We start from the raw sequence: 15,878 nt of genomic DNA, 5'->3' as shown, positions 1-15,878 counted from the left end.
CGATTGAAATCGAAGGTCATGTTACCCTTTAAATAAGGGGTCCCGTTTGGATGCCGATAACCCCTCAAATGGGGTCCTTATTCCATGCTTAATGACAGCTAACGGCCAGCTTCAATATTTCCAGTGCATTGAGGAAGCGAAATGCTGCCGCTTGACCGCCTTTGATATCAAAGGAGAAAGTCGAACCCGCTCCGGTGCATTGGCGCTTGAACAATTGCCCAGCCGCCGAATTTTCATCCTCAAAAGGCAGATAATGCAGTTTTTCGACCCTGGGGTGCACCCGCAGGAAATCCGCAACCGCGCGTGCGTTGTTGTTCGCACGTTCCATACGAATGCCAAGTGTTTCAAGCGATCGCCCCAGCATCCAGCACGAATGCGGATCAAGCTGTGTGCCAATGGCGCCACGCAGCGCTTTCACCTGTTTGACAACCGCCTTCGCGCCAAGAACGGCACCGGCAATCAGATCGGAATGGCCACCGACATATTTCGTCAGCGAATAGAGTGACAGGTCTGCACCGTGATCAAGCGGCTTCTGAAAAACCGGGCCAAGCAATGTGTTATCGCACACGATCACAGGGCGGTGGCCATTCTGCTTGGCGGCGATCTTTTCTGCAACGCGCCGGATCGCAGCAATATCGACAAGGCTGTTGGTTGGATTGGCAGGCGTTTCAATCAGAATAACCGACACGCGCCCCTTCTGTACCGCCCTATCGGCTGCCTCTTGGATAGAAGTCTCGTGGACACCGTCAGCAAAGGCCACAGCCTCAACACCGAAATTATGGAATGTCTTGGCAAGCAGCGTTTCTGTGCCGCCATAAAGCGGCTGCGAATGCAGAATCACATCACCGGGCCGAGTGAATGCAAAGAGGGTCGTGGCAATCGCCGACATGCCGGAGGAAAACAGCGCACCGCTTTCCGTGCCTTCATAAACAGCCAGGCGATCTTCTACGATCTCGCTGTTAGGATGGTTGAAACGCGAATAAACGAGCCCCGCCCCAACGCCAGCAGGAGGCTCTTTGCGCCCGGAAACAAAATCAAAAAAGTCGCGCCCATCTTCAGCGCTTTTGAACACAAAGGTCGATGTCAGAAAAACAGGCGGTTTGACAGCTCCCTCGGATAGCTCGGGATCGTAACCATAATTAAGCATCTGTGTTTCGGGATGAAGCAGATGATTGCCAATGCTGGTCTTCGATGGACGCGGCGCGGTCATGATAATCTCCTGAAAAACTTCTCCTGCCCTTAGAGGCCAGAGAAGTCTAACAGAGATATGGGGCAATCTTCTTGCGTTGTTAGTCTCTTATGCGACTGTGAGCGAACATTGCCCTGTGTTTAGCATTTTGCAGATTGCGTGATTTATTTGACCACAAGCACAGGTACAGAGCTTAAAGAGAGGATTTCAGCAGCCTGACTGCCAAGAAGTAGCTTATTGACACCACGGCGGCCATGCGATGCGATAACGATCAGGTCACTGCCTGTCTGCTTGGCGGCTTCAATGATGCCCTGCGCTGGCGACTGATTCTCAATGTGTAAAGTTTCGGCATGAACGCCTGCGGCTTCCGCCTTGGCTTTGGCTTTCAAGAGCAATTCTGTCGCCGCTTTGGTGATTGCCTCACGATATTCCTGAAAAGCAGCAGGGCTTGAGGCCCATTCTGCAGCAACCACGATCCCATAGGATGGCAGAAGCTCGGTCACAGAAACGAGCAGCACTTTCGAGCCAAACTTCTTGGCCAGCGCCACGCCCTGTTCAATGCCCTTATCGGCAAGTTCAGACCCATCGGTTGCAATCAGTATTGTCTTATACACGGCCCATGCCTCCAGTTTGCGATCACGACCCGATCATGTGCGCTCGTCGCAAAAAGAACATTGATGCGGATCAATCAGACGCCAAAAGCTTACAGACATAAGAGGCTGATCGAAAGAGCACGCGATCTGTTTTCACTTGAGCATTGCGCGATTTTCCAACAAATGATCATGCGCTTTAACGGCACGCAACAACCTGGAATATTCTTCTAGCAAGGAGAAATTTTTAGAATATAATTCCATTATTATCCAATCAGAAGCATGGAAGCAGCTATGCTTTTGCGCCATTTCCTCATAAACTTCGCCCTCAACAGAAGGAGATTATTCCATGAGCAAGCCACTTGGCGGAAAAAACGGTGAACCCGCAGGGCGCGGTCGCATCTATAATTCCATTCTCGATACAATCGGCAACACACCGCTCGTGCGCATCGACAAATTCGCCAAGGAAAAGGGCGTTGAAGCCAATCTGCTGGTAAAGCTGGAATTCTTCAATCCGCTGGCAAGCGTCAAGGACCGCATCGGTCTGGCACTGATCGAAGCGCTTGAGGCACAGGGCAAGGCTGTTCCGGGAAAAACTGTTTTTGTCGAGCCGACATCCGGCAACACCGGTATCGCGCTGGCCTTTGCTGCCGCAGCAAAGGGTTACCGCCTTGTGCTGACCATGCCTGAAACCATGTCGGTTGAACGCCGCAAGTTGCTCAAGCTTCTGGGTGCTGAACTCGTTTTGACCGAGGGTGCAAAAGGCATGAAAGGCGCGATCACAAAGGCTGAAGAAATTGCTGAAGGCAATCCAAATGCGATCATTCCACAGCAGTTTGAAAACCCGGCAAATCCAGAAATTCATCGCCTGACGACGGCTGAGGAAATCTGGAACGACACCAATGGCGAAGCCGATATTCTGATCTCAGGCATCGGCACCGGCGGCACGATCACCGGCGTTGGTCAGGTCATCAAGGCGCGCAAACCGTCTTTCAAAGTGGTTGCTGTCGAGCCAAAAGACTCGCCCATTCTTTCCGGCGGAACACCCGGCCCGCATAAAATTCAGGGCATCGGTGCCGGCTTTGCACCAAAGACCCTCGACACAAGCATCTATGACGAAATTGTTACCGTCTCCAACGAAGATTCCTTTGCCAACGCCCGTCTGATTGCACGTCTTGAAGGCATTCCGGTCGGCATTTCTTCAGGTGCCGCCCTCACCGCTGCCATCGAAATTGGCAAACGTCCTGAAAACAAGGGCAAGAACATCGTCATCATCATTCCATCCTTCGCAGAACGCTATCTTTCAACGGCACTGTTTGAAGGCTTGGAATAAGCAAAAGCGCTAAACAAAAAGCCAGAGTGGTCACCCACTCTGGCTTTTCTGTTGCCTGAAACCAGAACGAAATTCTGGAACTAGAGCATTTCCATCAAAAGTGCGAACCGGTTTTTCGATTCTAATTGACCGTGCGTGCCGCGCAAGCCGGGCCAGGTCCGCGCATATAATGGCGCTCTGGCCTGTAGCTTGGTGCGACGAATTCACGGATGACATTAACGCTGTCACGTAGCTGAACGATAATGTTCATCGTCTTCACCTCATCACGAATTTGCTGCTCGAAAAATAATGCCCGATACTGAAACGTTTAAGCTCTATTGAATGCTTTTCGCTTCCGAACATCTTAATGAAAACTTTAACCATTAAAGATGAATAACTCCTGAAGCGTCGTGGTTAAGGTTAAGTTAACGGTAAGGATATTCAAGTTTTCCACAGGCGTGGGAAATTAGACACAACTAAAAAAGCCGGTATCGAAATACCGGCTTTGGAGAAAAAAAAGACTTGATCAGCGGGTCGGAACGGGATGCTCTCCGCGATAATCATAAAAGCCACGGCCCGTTTTGCGGCCCAGCCATCCCGCTTCGACATATTTGACCAGAAGGGGACATGGGCGGTATTTCGAATCTGACAGGCCGTCATGCAGCACCTGCATAATCGAAAGACAGGTATCAAGCCCGATGAAATCGGCAAGCTGCAAAGGTCCCATCGGATGATTGGCACCAAGCTTCATGGCCGTATCGATGGCTTCCACACTGCCAACACCCTCATAAAGCGTGTAGATCGCCTCATTGATCATCGGCAACAAAATACGATTAACGATGAAGGCCGGAAAATCTTCTGCCACCGTGACGGTCTTGCCAAGCGCCGTCACAAAGTCCTTTGACTTGCGGAATGTATCTTCCTCGGTCGCAATACCGCGCACCAGTTCAACCAGCTTCATCAGCGGCACCGGATTCATGAAATGAATGCCGATGAAACGCTCCGGGCGATCCGTGGTAGATGCAAGGCGCGTGATGGAGATTGATGACGTATTGGTCGCAACGATCGCTTCCGGGTTCAGCACCGGGCAAAGCTGCGCAAAAATCTTGCGCTTGACGGTTTCGTCTTCTGTTGCGGCTTCAATGGCAAGATCGACGCCCGCCAGATCCTGCATGGAATTGGCGGCACGGATCAGCTTCATCGCATCAGCGCGCTGCTGTTCTTCGAGCTTTCCCGACGAGACCTGCCGCGCCATGTTGCCGTTGATGGTGGCAATACCCTTTTCGAGCCTGTCCGCAGCCGCATCATGCAGCAGCACGTCGTAACCTGCCAATGCGCAGACATGTGCAATACCGCTGCCCATCTGCCCCGCGCCAACAATACCGACTGTCTTGATTGCCACAGTACCAACTCCTTCATGCCAAGCATTCACGCTTATAAAAACGCTCACCTACCAAGACAGCTATAGGCAGAAAATGCAAGACAATCACATTCGCCGCCCCACTCGCCATTGTCGCAGGACCAGAGCATTTCCAGCAAAAATGCATAAGTTTTGTTGCGTAGGATAATGCGATAAAAACGACTCGGAGCGTTTCGCGTGGATCCATCAAAACGCGAAACGCTCTTAGAAGAAGAAAGCGGCAGGTCATCCCTGCCGCCTTTTAAATCAAAGCGCTTTTTCGAGCTCTGGCAGGATCGTGAAGAGATCACCGACGAGGCCATAATCGGCCACCTGGAAGATCGGTGCTTCTTCATCCTTGTTGATCGCGACGATCACGCGGCTGTCTTTCATGCCCGCCAGATGCTGGATCGCGCCGGAAATACCAACCGCAATGTAAAGCTCAGGCGCAACCACCTTACCCGTCTGGCCAACCTGCCAGTCGTTTGGTGCATAACCCGCATCAACTGCTGCACGGCTGGCACCAACCGCTGCGCCAAGCTTGTCAGCAACCGGCAGGATCACTTCCTCGAACTTTTCCGACGACCCAAGCGCACGACCACCCGAGATGATAATCTTGGCGGAAGTCAGTTCTGGACGATCACCGCCCGAAAGCGCATTTTCAACAAAGCGCGACAGACCCGGATCGCTCGCTGCATTCACGCTCTCAACCGCAGCCGAACCACCTTCGCCGGTAGCCGAGAACGAAGCCGTGCGCACGGTGATCACCTTCTTGGCATCAGTCGACTGCACGGTCTGGACCGCATTGCCGGCATAGATCGGACGCTTGAAGGTGTCAGCGGACACGACTTCCATGATTTCAGACAACTGCATCACATCAAGAAGGGCTGCCACGCGCGGCAGAATATTCTTGGCCGATGTGGTGGCTGGTGCAATGATCGTGTCGTAATTGCCAGCGAGTTCAACGATAAGCGCTGCCACTGGCTCTGCCAGCTGGTTTTCCAGCGCATCGCCTTCAGCAAGCAGAACCTTGCGCACGCCGGAAAGCTTGGCTGCTGCATCAGCCGCAGCTTTTGCGCCCTTGCCTGCAACCAGCACATCGACGTCGCCGCCGATCTGTGCCGCGGCCGTCAGAGCCTTTGCCGTCTGATCAGAAAGGCTTGCATTGTCGTGTTCGGCAATAAGAAGAATAGCCATGTGTTTGTCCTTTCCGATTTCTTACAGAACGCCGTCAGCTTTGAGCTTCTCAACCAGTTCAGAAACCGAACCAACCTTGATGCCAGCCTTACGGCCACCGGGTTCTTCGGTCTTCAAAACCTTAAGACGCGGTGCAATATCGGCGCCAAAATCAGCCGGTGACTTTTCCTCGAGTGGCTTCTTCTTGGCCTTCATGATGTTTGGCAGCGAAGCATAGCGCGGCTGGTTCAGACGAAGATCAACGGTCACAATCGCAGGCAGTTTCACATCAATGGTCTGAAGACCGCCATCGACTTCGCGTGTTATCTTGGCAGAACCATCGCCCAGTTCAACCTTGGACGCAAAGGTTGCCTGACTCCAGTTAAGCAGAGCTGAAAGCATCTGGCCGGTCTGGTTGGCATCATCGTCAATCGCCTGCTTGCCGAGAAACACGAGGTCTGGCTGTTCAGCTTCAACAACCCCCTTCAAAACCTTGGCCACGCCAAGCGGCTCGACGGTTTCTTCAACCTTAACCAGAATGCCGCGATCAGCACCCATGGCAAGAGCTGTGCGGATGGTTTCCTGCGCCTGTGCCGGACCAATCGAGACCACAACGATTTCCGAGACCTTGCCCGCTTCTTTCAGGCGCAGCGCTTCTTCAACTGCAATCTCGTCAAACGGGTTCATCGACATCTTGACATTGGCAAGCTCAACGCCAGAGCCATCACCCTTGACCCGGATCTTTACGTTGTAATCTACAACCCGCTTTACTGCGACAAGGACTTTCATCCGCGATTACCTCTTCAATGACTTTTGCGGCGCGACTATGCCGCCATGAATCTCTGCCCACATGTCAGAATCCGACATGAAAACGCTGCTGACACAAACGCCGTGAAACCGGCACCTCCCCGCAGCGTCAGGAACCGGACCGAAACCTAAAGACGGTTGACGTGCACGTCAATCACGGATGGGCGGCAATATCGATTTAAATGAATTTATTGTTACAGGTAGTCATTCCGTTTTCGCACTAACCCCGATCGCATCTGGTCCCTGTGATGCTTTCCACCATGTTTCGTCCTGCACGATCACAGGCATCCCAACTTCATAGCGTTTACAACCCCAATCTTGTGGGTTAGGAGAACCCCGTAAACATCCGGTCGCAGCCTACCCGGTCAAAACAAGGACTCAAACGATGAAAACACTCGTCATCTGCTCCGGCGGATTGGACTCTGTTTCGCTTAGCTATAAAATTGCGGCGGAACATCAGCTCACTGGCCTGATCTCTTTTGATTATGGCCAGCGGCACAAAAAAGAACTCGACTTTGCGGCCTCTTGTGCAAAGCGGCTCAATGTCCCTCATCAGATCATCGATATTCGCCCGATTGGTTCAAGCCTCACCGGTTCGGCCCTAACCGACGATGTTGATGTTCCTGACGGCCATTATGCCGAAGAAACAATGAAAATCACGGTCGTTCCCAACCGCAATGCCATTATGCTGGCAATTGCCTTTGGTGTGGCGGCAGCACAAAAAGCTGAAGCCGTGGCGCTTGCCGTTCACGGCGGCGATCATTTCATCTATCCCGATTGCCGCCCCGGCTTTATCAATGCTTTCCAGACCATGCAGGATCATGCGCTGGAAGGCTATGCCGATGTCAGGCTGCTCGCACCCTATGTGCAAAAGACAAAAAGCGACATCGTCGTGGATGGTGCGAAATACAAAACACCATTTGAGGCAACATGGTCCTGCTACAAAGGCGGTGCGCATCATTGCGGACGCTGCGGCACATGCGTGGAACGCCGCGAGGCCTTTCATCTGGCCGGGATCCAAGATCCAACGCTCTACGAAGATGCTGATTTCTGGCGTGCCGCCATCGAAAGAGGGGGTGCCTGATGTTTCGCATCACCAAGGAATTTCATTTCTCCGCCTCGCATCAGTTAACCGAACTGCCAGCCGATCATCAGTGTGCGCGGCTGCACGGGCACAATTACATCGTGGAAGTCGAGCTTTCCGCTTCGGTTCTCGATGAACACGGTTTTGTGCGTGATTATCACGAGTTGGCACCGCTCAAGCGCTATATTGATGATGAACTCGATCACCGCCATCTCAATGATGTGCTTGGCCATAATCGCGTGACGGCGGAAGTGCTGGCACGTCATCTCTTTGACTGGTGCAAGAGCCGCTGGCAGGAAGTGACGGCGGTGCGGGTCAGCGAAACGCCAAAAACATGGGCTGAGTATCGGCCCGGACATCAGCCATGAAGATCGAACCCGAAATTCGCATCAGCGAGATTTTCGGCCCAACCATTCAGGGCGAAGGCGTATTAAGCGGCGAGCCGACTGTTTTTGTGCGCACGGGCGGCTGCGACTATCGCTGCGCATGGTGTGACAGTCTGCACGCTGTTGAAAGCCGCTTTCGTCATGACTGGAAGCCAATGAGCGTCGATGCAATCTGGCATGAAGTGACGGCACTTTCTGGAAAAAGGCCCATAACAGTGTCACTTTCAGGTGGCAATCCAGCCATCCAGCCTCTTGGACCACTGATCGATCATGGTCACGCGCAAGCCTATCGTTTTGCGCTGGAAACTCAGGGATCGGTGGCGAAAGACTGGTTTGCGAAGCTCGACACGCTGGTTTTAAGCCCAAAGCCGCCATCAAGCGGCATGGTAACGGATTGGGATGCGCTTGCCGCCTGCATTGATGCGGCAGGACCGAAACCCAAAACTGTGCTGAAATTCGTGGTTTTCGACGATGCAGACTATGCCTTTGCAAAGGCCGCATCAGCGCGGCACCCGCATTTGGCCGTCTACCTTCAGCCGGGCAACCACACACCGCCGCCGCCCGAAGATGACAATGCCCGCATTGACATGGACGGCATCATGAACCGCATGCAATGGCTGGTCGACAAGGTAATGGCCGACCGCTGGTTTGAGGCGCATGTGCTGCCCCAGCTTCATGTGCTGATCTGGGGCAATAAGCGCGGGGTTTGAACTACCTGTTTTGTCCAGGCACCCACAACACATCCTTCGCGCCGTTTTCATTGACGGCGCGGGCAGCGACAAACAGGAAATCAGAGAGGCGGTTGATATATTGCAACGCCTCTTTCGAAACCACTTCGCCTTCGGTCTTTGCAAGCGCCACCATCAGACGCTCAGCGCGGCGTGAAACAGTACGTGCCAGATGCAGCGCTGCTGACGCTGCCGAACCGCCCGGCAGAATAAACGAGCGCAGTGGTGGAATATCGACATTCAGATAATCAATATCGGATTCCAGCCTTTTAACCTGTTGCTCAACAATACGCAGCGGTTCATAGCTTAGAGGCTGCCCATCATCCGGCGTTGAAAGGTCGGCACCAAGATCGAACAGGTCATTCTGGATACGCGCAAGCATCACATCGATATGCGTATAATCCACGCTCGTGGTATGAATGCGCACAAGGCCGATACAGGCATTGGTTTCATCAACCGTGCCATAGGATTCAACGCGCAAATCCGATTTGAGCCGCCGCGGTCCGCTCGTCAGACCTGTGGTGCCATCATCCCCCGTGCGGGTATAAATCTTGTTGAGCCTGACCATCTTATTGTCCACCCGTCTGGCGTGCGAAATAGACCGCTGCAACGATCAACACAATCGCGACAAACTGCAAAAGCACGCGCAACTGCATCATCCTGTTTGAAAAATTACCGTCGCCACCGCGCATCATATTGCGCAAGCCGATAATGAGCACAATCGCCACGGCAAACATCGCCACCAGAGCCGCGCCCTTGAACAGAACGTCCATTTACTTTCCTCCCATAATCCGCCGTCTTTTTTGGTCAAGACTGGTCGGACAGCATTTTATAGAGCCAGCGCGATGGTAGCAGGCGTCGTGCCAGAATACCCAGTTTCGCCGGTCGTGTAACGGCGTAATGCGGACGCGGGTTGTGCGCTTCCAAGGCATGCACAAGTACCGCGTAAACCGCTTCCGGGCCAAGCTTGTTTTTAGATTTTGTACCACCACCTTCAAGCTTTGCCATCTGGCGTTGGTATAATTCGCAATGCACGGAATGCTCAAGATCGATATTGGCCCGCGCATGTAAGGCTGCATTATAGGTAAATTGCGACGCAATCGGCCCGGGTTCAATCATAGACACCGCAATGCCTGAACCTTCGAGTTCCATGCGTTGCGCGAGCATCAACCCTTCGAGCGCAAATTTCGACGCCACATAAGCGCCACGCCATTTCATCGGCACAAGACCTAAGATCGATGAGCAATGTACGATACGGCCATGGCCCTGCGCGCGCATGGTGGGAATGATGCGGCGTGTGAGATCATGCCAGCCAAAGAAATTGGCCTCAAATTGTGCGCGCAAAGCATCCACTGGCAAATCTTCAACGGCGCCCGGCTGCGCATAGGCGCCATTGTTGAAAAGCGCATCCAGCTTTCCATCGGTTGCATGAAAAACTTGCTTGACCAGCGCTTCAATCGACTGTGGTTGCGTATAATCAAGATAGAAAGCCTCAATGCCTTTGGCTTTCAACGCTGCAATATCCGCATCTTTGCGCGCCGTGGCCAATACGCGCCAGTTGGCCCTATGCAAAGCCTCTGCACAATAAGCCCCAATCCCCGAAGAACACCCGGTTATCAGGATATTGCGCTTTGCATTTTGTGGAGCCATTGCTTTCTTCCTACAGTAGGATTTTGGCCAGAGTGCTTGATTCGCAAAAGGTTTAAAACAGTCCGCCCCTTGCATTTCCCAATTCGATACTAGATTGAAGGCCTTGAAATCCAATAAATGAGCCAAAGAGAGACAAATCTGCGGATGCGAAAAATACGACGTTTTCTCCGTCAGATCACCTTCGATGTTTACGGGCATTTCAGCAGCGACGATGGTTGGGCCTTTGCCTCTCATATAGCCCTGTCAGGACTGATGGCGCTGTTTCCGTTTTTGATCTTTGCAACCACACTCGCCGGTTTTCTTGGCACCAAAGAATTTGCCAACAATGCGGTGCACGTCATTTTTGATATGTGGCCTTCCAATATCGCCGCTCCCATCGCCAATGAAGTGATGAATGTTCTGACCGTTCAGCGCAGCGGACTTCTGACGCTGAGTGTGATCGCCGCCGCTTATTTTGCCTCCAATGGTGTGGAAGCGCTGCGCATGTCGCTCAACCGTGCCTATCGTGTCAGCGACCAGCGCTCGATCATTTTCTGCCGCCTGCAAAGCTTAGGTTTTGTGCTGATCGGTACAATCAGCCTGATGGCGATCAGCTTTCTGCTGGTTCTGGCGCCGCTTGCCGTGCGGCTGGCAGAACAATGGTTTCCGGACATCGCACCTTTCACCGGAACAATCGCCATATGGCGCTATACGATTACTGTCATCGTTCTCGTCTTGGCGCTGTTCATCGTGCATATCTGGCTGCCAGCCGGAAAACGCCGCTTGAGCGACATTCTGCCGGGCATCGGCATCACGCTGATTGCATGGCTTGCTGCCGCAACGGCCTTTGCAAAATATCTCGAAACATTTGCCAATTACGTCACCACCTATGCAGGCCTCGCCTCGATCATGGTGGCAATCGTATTTCTCTATATGCTATCGGCAATCTTCATCATTGGCGCAGAAATCAACGCGGCCATCATGATTTTCCGCAAGCGCGAACAACAGCCCGGACTTATCGACGCAAAGTAGTCAGCGCCACGCCAAAGGTTGTCACAACCATGCCCGCAATCTGAATAGGTCCCAGCGTTTCGCCAAAAATCAGATAAGCCATGATCGCAGCGGTTCCGGGCACCAGATAGAAAAGCGATGCAACTTTCGACATCGCGCCTTCGCGTATCATCACCAGAAGTGCCAGAATTGCGCCGATGGAAATCGCCAATGTCAGCCAGACCAGCGCAAAGATAAGCTGCGGCGACCAGACCATCACGCGTGTTTCAAAGGCAAAAGCACAAATCGCTGTCAAAGCGGCAGCAGCAATATACTGCACCGCCGTCCCAGTCTTCAAATCCGCCGCCGTACCAAAGCGTTTCTGCCAAACCGTTCCGGTGCTGATCGCCAGAACCGCCACAAATGCTGCCGCCAGGCTTTGCGGGTCGACGCCGCTGTGGCCAGAAAATTTCGGCCCCACCACCATTGCAACACCAACAAAACCGATCAGCAACCCCAGCCATTGCCGACCGCTTGCGCGCTCCCCCAAAAGAAGTGCTGCAATCAGTGTGGTCAGCATGGGCTGAAGCCCCGCAACAAGGCCCGACATGCCAGCCGGCAATCCGTGATGCACAGCCCAGAAAAGCGCTGAAAGATAAACGCCATGGATCAGACACCCGGCAATGGCTGCATTGATCAGCCCCCTGCCCTTCGGCCAAACGCTATGACTTGCCAAAGCCCAGAGGATCATGATGAGCGCTGCAATGGAAAAGCGCACCGCCATGAAGCTGAACGGTTCCGCATAGGGCATGGAAAGCCCGGCCCCAATAAAGCCAGTGGCCCAGAGCAGCACAAACATGATCGGGAAAAAGCGGGTGGCCATGATGCAGACTTTCTTGTTTTGCCTGCAATAGTCTTCCTCATGCGATTCCGCTATCGCATAAATCTCAATGCTGCGATCAATTTGCCAAATGCCGCAGTTCTGCCTATGAAACGGCATGGACGCTGAAAACAACACAATCCGCATTTTTGTCGATGCCGACGCCTGCCCGGTGAAGGCGGAAATCTATCGCGTGGCCGAACGCCATGGCCTGCCTGTTGTGCTGGTTGCCAACAGCTATATCGCCATCCCACGCGATGCAGAACGCGTTGAACGTGTCATCGTCTCGGACAAGCTTGATGCGGCAGATGATTGGATTGCAGAAAATTCCCGTCCCGGCATTGTCGTCATCACGGCGGATATTCCGCTCGTAAGCCGGTCCATTGAAAAGGGCGCATCGGTTATCGCACCCAATGGCAAAGTGCACACAGCAAGCACGATCGGCAACACGCTTGCAACGCGCAATCTGATGGATTCGCTGCGTTCTGCCGGGGAAGTTACACGCGGGCCAGCCCCCTTTTCACCCAAAGACCGCTCGGCATTCCTGTCGGCGCTTGAACTGGCCATTGTCCAGTTGAAACGCGCCGGTTTCGTATCAGCTTGAGCGCATCGAAGCGGTCGCGACCCCTGCGCCAATCAGCATAGTGCCGCCGGCACGGTTGAAAATACGCAAGGCACGCTCATTGGCGAAGAAACGTCGCGCACGTGTGGCAATCAGCGCATAAGCAAAAGCATTGAGAAATGCCAGCGCGAGGAACGTGCTTTCAAAGACCAGCATCTGCGTCATGAAATCACGATGCGGGCTTAAAAACTGCGGCAGGAAAGCCACGAAAAACGTAATGCTTTTCGGATTGAGCGCCGTTACCAGCCAAGCATGAAGCAGCATTTTGACCGGCTTCACCTGATCATGCCGCGCCTTGGCATTCATCGCGCCGCCGGATCGAAACAACTTTATGCCCAGCCAGATAAGATAGGCAGCCCCCATCCATTTAACCGCAGTAAAAACGGTTGCTGAAGCGGCAAGAAGTGCACCAACCCCCAGCATGGAAAGCGTCATGGCGGTGAAATCACCAAGCGCCACACCAATGGCCATCGGAAGGGCGGCCTTCCAGCCCTGCCCCAGCGCATAGGACACCACCAGCAAAACCGTCGGTCCCGGAATAATCAACATAACGATTGATGCGGCAGAGAATGCCAGCCAGACTTCCATGCTCATCGGCAATGTCCCCCTTTATGAGCATAAGGAAGCCACCAAACGTGAAACTTGTCTATCTAAAGTTTTTGTGCCGCTTCGATCAGCTTGATTGCATCCGGGCTATCCCACGGAGCTGGGCCGTTCATTGAAGCAATCTGACAGCCGTCTTTATCGACCAGCAATGTCACAGGAAGACCGAAAGCGAGATTTTTGCGCTTTAATTCATTGAAGCTCGACATGCTGGCATCGCGATTAAGGCTCAAGCTCTTCACGCCAATCTCTTCGAGAAATTTTTTCGGTTTCTCGTCCGATCCGGTATCAATGTTGATCGCGACGACATCAAAATCGCCTCCGCCCTTTTGAGCCTGAAGATGATCAAGCTCGGGCATTTCTTCGCGGCACGGCGCGCACCATGTCGCCCAGAGATTAACAAGCAGCGTCTTACCCTTGTAATCGCCAAGTGTCATCTGCTTGCCGTCAGGGCCGGTAAAAGCGATATGGGCAACAGAAATAGGCTTTTCAGCAGCCCGCATCGCAGCAACACTACCCGTCGCCGCTGCATCAAGAGCTTTCAGACTATCGGCCTTCAACGCACATTGTGCGGAAGCCTCATCACTTTGAACGTAAACTTTGCTGACGGGTGCATTGCCAGAAGGCCGTTCCATCACGTATACCGCGCCTATACCGGCGATGACACCGGCAAGTGCTGCAAGAAGGACGATCTTCCGGTTTCCTGACTTTGCCTTATCGTTGTCTTTTGCCATCTCGCGTCACTTTCCCTTAGTCTTGCATCCGAGGCATACGAGCATGAGCGAACAAAAATCAAGCAATCAGATGTGGGGCGGCCGTTTTGCCTCAGGACCCGATGCGATCATGGAAGAGATCAATGCATCGATTGGCTTCGACCGCAAGCTCTATGCGCAGGATATTCAGGGCTCGCTCGCCCATGCTGCCATGCTTGCAAAGACTGGCATCATTGCGGCAGACGATCATAAAAAGATCGAAGAGGGCCTGAAAACCATCCTCAAGGAAATTGAAGAGGGTAAATTCACCTTCTCGCGCAAGCTCGAAGACATTCATATGAATATCGAAGCGCGCCTTGCCGACCTCATCGGTCCATCCGCCGGACGCCTGCACACCGCCCGCTCGCGCAACGATCAGGTGGCTGTCGATTTCCGCCTTTGGGTCAAGCAGGAGATGCAGAAAACAGCGATTGCACTCAAAGGCCTGATCGAAGCATTTCTGGAGCGCGCAGAAGAGCATGCTGCAACCGTCATGCCGGGCTTCACGCATTTGCAGACGGCACAGCCTGTCACTTTCGGTCATCATTGCATGGCCTATGTGGAAATGTTTGGCCGGGATCTGTCGCGCGTGCGCGATGCGATTGAACGTATGGACGAATCACCTCTGGGTGCCGCAGCCCTTGCAGGCACCGGCTTCCCGATTGATCGTCACATGACGGCGCAGGCACTTGGTTTCCGCGAACCAACCCGCAACTCGCTTGATAGCGTTTCTGACCGCGACTATGCGCTCGAATTCCTGTCGCTTGCCGCCATCTGTGCGGGGCACCTGTCGCGTCTCGCTGAAGAAATCGTCATCTGGTCAACGCCGCAATTCAATTTCGTGCGCCTGTCTGATGCTTTCTCGACCGGCTCATCGATCATGCCACAGAAGAAGAACCCGGACGCTGCCGAACTGGTGCGCGCCAAAACGGGCCGCATCAATGGCTCGCTGGTAGCCCTTCTTACCATCATGAAAGGTCTGCCGCTCGCCTATTCAAAAGATATGCAGGAAGACAAGGAACAAGTTTTCGACGCTGCCGAAAATCTGGAACTCGCCATCGCTGCCATGTCTGGCATGATGCGTGACCTGACCGTCAATGTCGCTTCCATGAAAAAAGCCGCCGGTTCCGGCTATTCCACCGCAACGGATCTCGCTGACTGGCTGGTGCGCGAATTGGGCCTTCCATTCCGCGATGCGCACCATGTGACGGGCCGCGCCGTGGCTCTGGCTGAAAGCAAGCAGATTGACCTCGCAGAACTCACGCTCGCAGATCTTCAGTCGATCAATCCGGGCATTACCGATGCGATTTTCGGCTATCTGACGGTCGAGCAGTCGGTCGAAAGCCGCCAGTCATTCGGTGGCACTGCACCACAACAGGTGCGAAACCAGATTTCTTACTGGAAAAATCGCATCGCAAAGGCATAAGCTAACGATCGTGGTGAAATCGCTCCTGAAGGAGTGATTTCACTTTCAAGCATTTTGGGTTAGACCAGCCCCATAGGACAAATTCCGGGAACCAAAGCTGATGACAGGCCGCTCCGCCATTTCTTCCGTGCTTCTGATCGCAGCCCTTGCTGCCACTCTTGCCGCTTGCGGACGAAAAGGCCCGCTTGAGCCGCCGCCTGCGCAGATGATCACCAATGAACAGGGGCGCACGGTAGAGAAACCGAAGGAAGACAAGCCCTTCATCCTCGACAAAATCCTGTAATCCCCCATTCGGATTGTTTCCC

Annotated in this window: 19 protein-coding genes and 1 pseudogene; 8 read left to right on the top strand and 12 right to left on the bottom strand. The window is 53.4% G+C overall.

The features are described 5' to 3' along the window. Positions 1–97: 97 nt before the first annotated feature. Together VBH83_RS16740 and VBH83_RS16735 are read right to left on the bottom strand one after the other, a co-directional pair. A pseudogene (locus tag VBH83_RS16740) lies at positions 98–1,210 on the bottom strand (cystathionine gamma-synthase family protein); the annotation flags it as partial. 143 nt (positions 1,211–1,353) lie between these two features. Continuing rightward, entirely contained in the window at positions 1,354–1,803 is a 450-nt protein-coding gene (locus VBH83_RS16735; RefSeq protein WP_265982300.1) for a universal stress protein, read from the bottom strand. 325 nt (positions 1,804–2,128) lie between these two features. Between VBH83_RS16735 and cysK the strand changes: the two genes are divergently transcribed. Beyond that, complete coding sequence (gene cysK, locus VBH83_RS16730; protein ID WP_265982301.1) at positions 2,129–3,112, top strand: cysteine synthase A; 984 nt, start codon at positions 2,129–2,131, stop codon at positions 3,110–3,112. A 121-nt stretch (positions 3,113–3,233) separates the two neighbouring features. On the opposite strand, the gene VBH83_RS16725 is transcribed toward cysK, so the two are convergent. The 4 genes from VBH83_RS16725 to VBH83_RS16710 form a co-directional block, all read right to left on the bottom strand. Next, positions 3,234–3,362, bottom strand: coding sequence for a hypothetical protein (locus VBH83_RS16725; protein ID WP_260525696.1), 129 nt, complete (start codon positions 3,360–3,362; stop codon positions 3,234–3,236). A 255-nt stretch (positions 3,363–3,617) separates the two neighbouring features. Beyond that, a complete protein-coding gene (locus tag VBH83_RS16720) occupies positions 3,618–4,493 on the bottom strand; it encodes a 3-hydroxybutyryl-CoA dehydrogenase (protein WP_265982303.1) in 876 nt (291 codons plus the stop codon). 264 nt (positions 4,494–4,757) lie between these two features. Continuing rightward, the gene (locus VBH83_RS16715) at positions 4,758–5,687 is read right to left on the bottom strand and encodes an electron transfer flavoprotein subunit alpha/FixB family protein (protein WP_265982305.1); all 930 of its coding nucleotides are present in this window, start codon (positions 5,685–5,687) and stop codon (positions 4,758–4,760) included. A 21-nt stretch (positions 5,688–5,708) separates the two neighbouring features. Continuing rightward, on the bottom strand, positions 5,709–6,455 hold the full coding sequence (locus tag VBH83_RS16710; protein ID WP_265982306.1) for an electron transfer flavoprotein subunit beta/FixA family protein: 747 nt from the start codon (positions 6,453–6,455) through the stop codon (positions 5,709–5,711). Between the two features lie 403 nt (positions 6,456–6,858). Here VBH83_RS16710 and queC point away from each other — a divergent pair, with 403 nt between their 5' ends. The 3 genes from queC to queE are packed head-to-tail and all read left to right on the top strand — an operon-like array spanning position 6,859 to position 8,653. Beyond that, a complete protein-coding gene (gene queC / locus VBH83_RS16705) occupies positions 6,859–7,557 on the top strand; it encodes a 7-cyano-7-deazaguanine synthase QueC (RefSeq protein ID WP_265982307.1) in 699 nt (232 codons plus the stop codon). After that, positions 7,557–7,925, top strand: coding sequence for a 6-carboxytetrahydropterin synthase QueD (gene queD / locus VBH83_RS16700; RefSeq protein WP_265982308.1), 369 nt, complete (start codon positions 7,557–7,559; stop codon positions 7,923–7,925). The genes queC and queD overlap by 1 nt, the downstream gene beginning before the upstream one ends. Continuing rightward, the gene (queE, locus tag VBH83_RS16695) at positions 7,922–8,653 is read left to right on the top strand and encodes a 7-carboxy-7-deazaguanine synthase QueE (protein ID WP_265982309.1); all 732 of its coding nucleotides are present in this window, start codon (positions 7,922–7,924) and stop codon (positions 8,651–8,653) included. The genes queD and queE overlap by 4 nt, the downstream gene beginning before the upstream one ends. Before the next feature lies 1 nt (position 8,654). On the opposite strand, the gene VBH83_RS16690 is transcribed toward queE, so the two are convergent. From VBH83_RS16690 to VBH83_RS16680, 3 genes are read right to left on the bottom strand one after another with little or no spacing between them, the layout of a single operon-like run. After that, the gene (locus tag VBH83_RS16690) at positions 8,655–9,239 is read right to left on the bottom strand and encodes a cob(I)yrinic acid a,c-diamide adenosyltransferase (RefSeq protein WP_265982310.1); all 585 of its coding nucleotides are present in this window, start codon (positions 9,237–9,239) and stop codon (positions 8,655–8,657) included. Position 9,240: 1 nt separating this feature from the next. Continuing rightward, the gene (locus VBH83_RS16685) at positions 9,241–9,444 is read right to left on the bottom strand and encodes a twin transmembrane helix small protein (protein ID WP_265982312.1); all 204 of its coding nucleotides are present in this window, start codon (positions 9,442–9,444) and stop codon (positions 9,241–9,243) included. Positions 9,445–9,478: 34 nt separating this feature from the next. Next, a complete protein-coding gene (locus VBH83_RS16680) occupies positions 9,479–10,321 on the bottom strand; it encodes an SDR family oxidoreductase (RefSeq protein ID WP_265982314.1) in 843 nt (280 codons plus the stop codon). A 144-nt stretch (positions 10,322–10,465) separates the two neighbouring features. On the opposite strand from VBH83_RS16680, the gene VBH83_RS16675 reads away from it, so the two are divergent. Next, positions 10,466–11,332 carry a YihY/virulence factor BrkB family protein gene (locus tag VBH83_RS16675; RefSeq protein WP_265982316.1) on the top strand — a complete coding sequence of 289 codons (867 nt, stop codon included), beginning with the start codon at positions 10,466–10,468 and terminating at the stop codon, positions 11,330–11,332. Here VBH83_RS16675 and VBH83_RS16670 read toward each other — a convergent pair. Continuing rightward, positions 11,316–12,173: a DMT family transporter gene (locus tag VBH83_RS16670; RefSeq protein WP_265982317.1), complete on the bottom strand. Its 858-nt coding sequence runs from the start codon at positions 12,171–12,173 to the stop codon at positions 11,316–11,318. The two genes, VBH83_RS16675 and VBH83_RS16670, sit on opposite strands and share 17 nt — an antisense overlap. Positions 12,174–12,288: 115 nt before the next feature. Between VBH83_RS16670 and VBH83_RS16665 the strand changes: the two genes are divergently transcribed. Beyond that, on the top strand, positions 12,289–12,774 hold the full coding sequence (locus VBH83_RS16665) for a YaiI/YqxD family protein (RefSeq protein WP_265982318.1): 486 nt from the start codon (positions 12,289–12,291) through the stop codon (positions 12,772–12,774). Here the strand turns inward: VBH83_RS16665 and VBH83_RS16660 are convergent. Both VBH83_RS16660 and VBH83_RS16655 read right to left on the bottom strand, forming a co-directional pair. Next, entirely contained in the window at positions 12,766–13,386 is a 621-nt protein-coding gene (locus VBH83_RS16660; protein ID WP_265982319.1) for a LysE family translocator, read from the bottom strand. The genes VBH83_RS16665 and VBH83_RS16660 overlap by 9 nt on opposite strands. 56 nt (positions 13,387–13,442) lie before the next feature. Further along, positions 13,443–14,129, bottom strand: a complete 687-nt coding sequence (locus tag VBH83_RS16655; RefSeq protein ID WP_265982320.1) for a thiol:disulfide interchange protein TlpA — start codon at positions 14,127–14,129, stop codon at positions 13,443–13,445. Between the two features lie 43 nt (positions 14,130–14,172). Between VBH83_RS16655 and argH the strand changes: the two genes are divergently transcribed. Together argH and VBH83_RS16645 are read left to right on the top strand one after the other, a co-directional pair. Beyond that, positions 14,173–15,573, top strand: a complete 1,401-nt coding sequence (gene argH / locus VBH83_RS16650) for an argininosuccinate lyase (protein WP_265982321.1) — start codon at positions 14,173–14,175, stop codon at positions 15,571–15,573. A 100-nt stretch (positions 15,574–15,673) separates the two neighbouring features. Next, positions 15,674–15,856 (top strand): lipoprotein, encoded by a 183-nt coding sequence (locus VBH83_RS16645; protein ID WP_024898585.1) that lies wholly within the window; start codon positions 15,674–15,676, stop codon positions 15,854–15,856. Positions 15,857–15,878: the final 22 nt, after the last annotated feature.

The organism is Ochrobactrum sp. S1502_03, from assembly GCF_044435015.1.
Lineage (GTDB): Bacteria > Pseudomonadota > Alphaproteobacteria > Rhizobiales > Rhizobiaceae > Brucella > Brucella chromiisoli.
Note: the sequence above shows the minus strand (reverse complement) of the source record. Positions and strands in the feature narration are given on the sequence as shown.

Bases quoted from the DNA above. Each gene is read 5' to 3' on its own strand.
- cysK (WP_265982301.1), top strand. From the start codon at position 2,129: ATGAGCAAGCCACTTGGCGGAAAAAACGGTGAACCCGCAGGGCGCGGT.
- VBH83_RS16725 (WP_260525696.1), bottom strand. From the start codon at position 3,362: ATGAACATTATCGTTCAGCTACGTGACAGCGTTAATGTCATCCGTGAA.
- VBH83_RS16715 (WP_265982305.1), bottom strand. From the start codon at position 5,687: ATGGCTATTCTTCTTATTGCCGAACACGACAATGCAAGCCTTTCTGAT.
- VBH83_RS16710 (WP_265982306.1), bottom strand. From the start codon at position 6,455: ATGAAAGTCCTTGTCGCAGTAAAGCGGGTTGTAGATTACAACGTAAAG.
- queC (WP_265982307.1), top strand. From the start codon at position 6,859: ATGAAAACACTCGTCATCTGCTCCGGCGGATTGGACTCTGTTTCGCTT.
- queD (WP_265982308.1), top strand. From the start codon at position 7,557: ATGTTTCGCATCACCAAGGAATTTCATTTCTCCGCCTCGCATCAGTTA.
- queE (WP_265982309.1), top strand. From the start codon at position 7,922: ATGAAGATCGAACCCGAAATTCGCATCAGCGAGATTTTCGGCCCAACC.
- VBH83_RS16690 (WP_265982310.1), bottom strand. From the start codon at position 9,239: ATGGTCAGGCTCAACAAGATTTATACCCGCACGGGGGATGATGGCACC.
- VBH83_RS16685 (WP_265982312.1), bottom strand. From the start codon at position 9,444: ATGGACGTTCTGTTCAAGGGCGCGGCTCTGGTGGCGATGTTTGCCGTG.
- VBH83_RS16680 (WP_265982314.1), bottom strand. From the start codon at position 10,321: ATGGCTCCACAAAATGCAAAGCGCAATATCCTGATAACCGGGTGTTCT.
- VBH83_RS16675 (WP_265982316.1), top strand. From the start codon at position 10,466: ATGCGAAAAATACGACGTTTTCTCCGTCAGATCACCTTCGATGTTTAC.
- VBH83_RS16670 (WP_265982317.1), bottom strand. From the start codon at position 12,173: ATGGCCACCCGCTTTTTCCCGATCATGTTTGTGCTGCTCTGGGCCACT.
- VBH83_RS16665 (WP_265982318.1), top strand. From the start codon at position 12,289: ATGGACGCTGAAAACAACACAATCCGCATTTTTGTCGATGCCGACGCC.
- VBH83_RS16660 (WP_265982319.1), bottom strand. From the start codon at position 13,386: ATGAGCATGGAAGTCTGGCTGGCATTCTCTGCCGCATCAATCGTTATG.
- VBH83_RS16655 (WP_265982320.1), bottom strand. From the start codon at position 14,129: ATGGCAAAAGACAACGATAAGGCAAAGTCAGGAAACCGGAAGATCGTC.
- argH (WP_265982321.1), top strand. From the start codon at position 14,173: ATGAGCGAACAAAAATCAAGCAATCAGATGTGGGGCGGCCGTTTTGCC.
- VBH83_RS16645 (WP_024898585.1), top strand. From the start codon at position 15,674: ATGACAGGCCGCTCCGCCATTTCTTCCGTGCTTCTGATCGCAGCCCTT.